Here is a 4,678-nt window from a genome sequence, read left to right as displayed (position 1 = left end):
TGATGTCCAAAATTTTGTTTCGTTCACCAACTCAAGGTTAGCTACTAAAAACTTTATTGATTACGTTTTGCTTGTTCAGTTTTCAAGGTTCATTTACAATCGTTATCTCTTTGTTAAGAGTTAACTTTTATATAATAACATGTTTCACACATACTGTCAAACAGTTATTTTATTTTTATATTGTTCTAGTTGCATGTTTATCAGCAACTTTTATATAATATCATCTACTTCATAGAGCGTCAATAGTTTTATTCATTTTTTCAAAAGTTTTATAACTTAAATCTTGGCCACGCTTTTAAAAATTGAATAGTACGGTTTCTTCCAATCTCTAAAAGTGTTTCTTTAGTCTCTTCATCTAAATCAAATTGAGTAGCGCTATAATCATCGACAGGAATAAAAATAATATCTCTTTCATGCCGTCTTGAGATATATCTTTCATCATGAGCATCTTTCATAGTAGAAAATAAAGCTTCAAATAAATTTAATCCATTTTTAATTTCATGTGGGTGTTGTTCTTCTCTACGTCTACTCAATTTAAGCCCTATAATCGGCCGCACCTTACGTCCTTCTCTATCATCAAATACCCATAATGGAAAATTACTCAATACACCGCCATCTACAATAACTGAATCTCCTTTTCCTGTTTTTAATGTAACTGGTTCAAAGAAAAATGGTATACCACAACTCATACGTAAAGCACTTGCAACAGAAAATTTTTTCGCATCAATATGATAATTTTGTAAATCATCCGGTAACACCATCATTTTGCCATTTGTTAAATCTGAGGCCACTAACTTTAATGAATCTCTAGGTAAATCTCCGAACGTATAAACACCTTTTGCAGCTAATTTTTGAAAAAACCATTTTTCTAATGCTTTTCCTTTATATAAACCTAAATGGTGATAAACATTAACCCACTTCATAAACGGGAATGGTAAGATTGTTTTCCTTTGATCTAATAATGAAGGTACATCCAACTCTTCTAACATAGTCTGGATTTCTTTTCCGCTATATCCCGCAGCAATAAAAGCAGCTAATATGGCCCCGGCACTCGTCCCAGCTACCCGTTTAAAGCGAAAATTTTCAGCTTCTAGTACTTGATACGCCCCAACTAGTGCAAACCCCTTCAAACCGCCACCAGAAAAAACACCATCAATCCACAAAATTCCCTCTCCTTTTTCAAGTAATCTTTACATTATATAAATGGTTATATACAAATAGAACGAACTCAATGAGTATTTTGTCGAATTTACAAACGACTTTGATACTGACATACGGATCTAAAAATAGTAAAAGGATTAACTCTGTTCAAGATAGAGCTAATCCTTTTAACTTAGTTTATGTTATCGCTTAGATTACTTAATTTTAAAATGTGCAATTTGACCTTTTAAGTTTTCAACCATCTCGTTTACTTGATTAGCAGTTCCTAGCATTTCTTCCATAAAAGCAGATTGCTCTTGCATAGTTGAAGCAATGTTTTGGGTACCTGCTGATGTTTGCTCCAATGATTGCACAGTTGTCTCAGTAGTCCCTAATACTTGTTCAGAGCTTGCTGATATTTGTTCTACTGTTGAAGCAATTGATTGCGTTCGCATACTAATGTTTGAAATTAGAGATGAGATATTTCGGAAAGTATCTCCAGCCAATCTTATTGCGACAGTCTCTTGATCAATTTCATTTACTACTCTCGTAATAGCGTCAACAGATTCATTAGAATTGTTTTGCATTTCAGAGATTAATTTAGTAATGTCATTAGCAGATTGGGCAGATTGTTCTGCTAAATGTCTTATTTCATCTGCAACAACAGCAAACCCTTTTCCATATTCACCTGCACGAGCAGCCTCAATAGCTGCATTTAGTGCAAGTAAATTAATTTGATCTGAAATACTTGTAATTACATTTGTAATTTGTCCTACTTCTTTAGAACGTTGATGCATTTGTTCTGTCATTTGCATAGAGGCTTTTGAAAGCTCGTTAATCGAATCAATTCCTTGTACGGATTGTTGAATAACATTATTACCTTGATTGGATTCTTCAGATGTCTTAATAGATTCATCAGAGACATTCGTGGTAGATTCCGTAATTTCTACTATACCCTCTGATATTTCTCTAATCGCAATTTGATTTTGAATAGCCCCAGTTGTTACCATTTCGCTACTTACTGAAACTTCCTGAATCGCCGCTGATACCTGATTAGTCATTTCTGTCACTTGCTCTATACTTTGAGTCAATTCTTTAGACCCATTTGCTACATAGTCTGCTGTTGAGGATACATGCCCTATAACATCTTTTAGCTGTACTTGCATACTATTAAAACTTGATGCAAGCTGACCAATTTCGTCATTACTTGTATTTTTTATTTCCTGCGTTAAATCACCAGCTGCAATTACTTTAGTGTAATCTACAAGTTGATTTAACGGTTTAGAAATTCTTTTAGCAGTGAAATATGCTAATATACCACTTACCACAATAAATATAAGTGCTAATAATACACATACCTTTATTAATAAATTTTCTAAATCAACTATAAAATCTGCATCTTCATCTAATCCTAAGACAGAATCTGTTCCTTGAACTTGTAAAAATGTAGACTTATGAGCACCGTAATCATCTATATAAATATCACTTGTAACCATTTTAGTTGTGCCTAGCGCTGCTTTTTGTTCATCTGTAAACGCTAGTGGTGATAAATACTTATCGTCATTGCCTAAAAATAAAATGACTTCTTTATTATCTACTTTACTCATAATATACACATTTTCTAAATCATACTTTTCTTTGAATGCATTTCCTCTAGACAATAATTCTTGATATGCACTTTTGTTTGTTTTAGCACTATTGATTAATTCTTTATCAAATAGCTCATCAAAATCCTCCATTTTCATCGTTAAACTCTCTTCAAACTGAGGAATAATATACCCATCAATTAAACGTTCAGCTACAATAAAAATGGCAAAGCTAAAAATTGTGCTTATAACAACAATAGGCATTAATACGTTTAATAATATTTTCTTTCTAATTGTCATACCTTTAAACATCATTAACGCTCCTAACTGTAATAAAAAAATTAATCATTATTAAACAAATACCAATTCATTTAACGTAATATATTGATTCAGATCTAAGTTCAATAACCTTATATTCTCATTTAAATCCGGTGATTTATGAAAGATTACAGCAAAGGTAGAGCTTTCATTCACTTTCATTGGTCGATATTCTAAAATTTCATCAAAATTTAGTTTAAATGCTTCATGATTAATAGATACAACTTGCTTACAATCAATAGAGGCATCTATTTCAGCACAACAAAAACTATAAATTGAATCATCCATTTGATTAACTATATTTTCCCAATCAGGCTTTTGTTGTTTAAAAAAGTACTCACATGCGTTTACACCATATGCATGAACGCCAAGTTCATTTGTACCGATACCAGCAAATCTAAGTGGATTTACTTCAATTGGAACAATCTGTCCCTCATTATCGATGCGAATTTCAATATGTATAGGGGCAAGTTTTAAAGCGAAGAACGATGAAATAGTTCCTAAAAATTCTTGAATTTTGTTGAGGGACTCATTTATTACTTGCTTACTCGTATAGTAAATTCTATCGCTCATGTCTTTCTCATGCCTAAACATTCTTTTAAAAAGATTTAAGATAACAGGTTCCCCGTCTTCTGTAAAATATACGTCAACAGCGTATTCATCACCTTCAATTAATTTCTCAATTATAAATGATTGGTTATTAATAACTTCGATTGGATAGTCTGAACTTGTAACTTCCATTTCAAATTTAAGTTGTTTAATAGTTTCTTTATATTCTTCTACCTTATCAATACGATGTACACCTATACTTGAATATCCTATAACAGGCTTAACAATAATAGGGAAAGGTAGAGCACTAGGATCTAATTCTTCTAATTCTTTTAGAGAAACTTCTGTGAAAAAGAAATCTTTATAATGTCTACTTAATGTTTTCCTGAAAGTAACTTTATTTTTCAAAATATCTGTAACAGTTGTTAAATAGTGTTTAGGTGCATATTTTGATAAAATATTAAGTCCATTTTCAGAGTTAAAGAGAATTGGACAATTCCCCTTCTCTAATTCAATCAACAAATCGTCTACCTTTTTAAAATTTATAGTAGATTCATTTGGTATAAAAACTTCATTTAATTTGATAACTGGAATTTCATTCCTACTAATTGTGTGCGCTAATAAATCAGAAACATAAGGTCTATCTAGTATTATCAACTTTTACACTCCTATCCATATATTTTTTACATATCCATATCCTAAAAGAATCTATAAAAGTATGTAAAAATGACTATTACCTATTCTAATATATAATACCTATAAAATCCATAATTTTGACTTTTTATACCATAGGTAATATTTCATTAAAGTTAATAAAAAGCACACTTAAATATCTAAACATCAATGAGTATATTTAACTATATGAAGATTAATTTTTGCTAAAGTAAATAACTAAAAAAAACCAAGAAGCTAATTTAAGCTTCTTGGTTTATTACTATTTGTATAATTTTGTATAAAAAAAACAGCCAGCACACAGCTGACTGTTTACATTGCCTAGCGACGTCCTACTCTCACAGGGGGAAGCCCCCAACTACCATCGGCGCTAAAGAGCTTAACTTCCGTGTTCGGTATGGGAACGGGTGTGA

General features: G+C 31.4%; 3 protein-coding genes and 1 rRNA gene. All 4 read right to left on the bottom strand.

Annotated features, from left to right (window positions below):
* Positions 1-269: 269 nt before the first annotated feature.
* Positions 270-1,163 (bottom strand): patatin-like phospholipase family protein, encoded by an 894-nt coding sequence (locus ACFXN8_RS26230; RefSeq protein ID WP_376079078.1) that lies wholly within the window; start codon positions 1,161-1,163, stop codon positions 270-272.
* A gap of 192 nt (positions 1,164-1,355) precedes the next feature.
* On the bottom strand, positions 1,356-3,038 hold the full coding sequence (locus ACFXN8_RS26225; RefSeq protein ID WP_386848298.1) for a methyl-accepting chemotaxis protein: 1,683 nt from the start codon (positions 3,036-3,038) through the stop codon (positions 1,356-1,358).
* 39 nt (positions 3,039-3,077) lie between these two features.
* The gene (locus ACFXN8_RS26220; protein ID WP_376079074.1) at positions 3,078-4,250 is read right to left on the bottom strand and encodes an ATP-grasp domain-containing protein; all 1,173 of its coding nucleotides are present in this window, start codon (positions 4,248-4,250) and stop codon (positions 3,078-3,080) included.
* Between the two features lie 334 nt (positions 4,251-4,584).
* A 5S ribosomal RNA gene (gene rrf / locus ACFXN8_RS26215) occupies positions 4,585-4,678 on the bottom strand; the annotation flags it as partial.

This window comes from Lysinibacillus sp. NPDC059133 (genome assembly GCF_042755925.1).
GTDB lineage: Bacteria > Bacillota > Bacilli > Bacillales_A > Planococcaceae > Lysinibacillus.
The sequence above is the reverse complement of the archived record's forward strand: the minus strand, read 5'-3'. Positions and strand labels throughout refer to the sequence as shown.

Excerpts from the sequence above, each read along its gene's own strand:
- ACFXN8_RS26225 (WP_386848298.1), bottom strand. The coding sequence starts at position 3,038 with ATGTTTAAAGGTATGACAATTAGAAAGAAAATATTATTAAACGTATTA.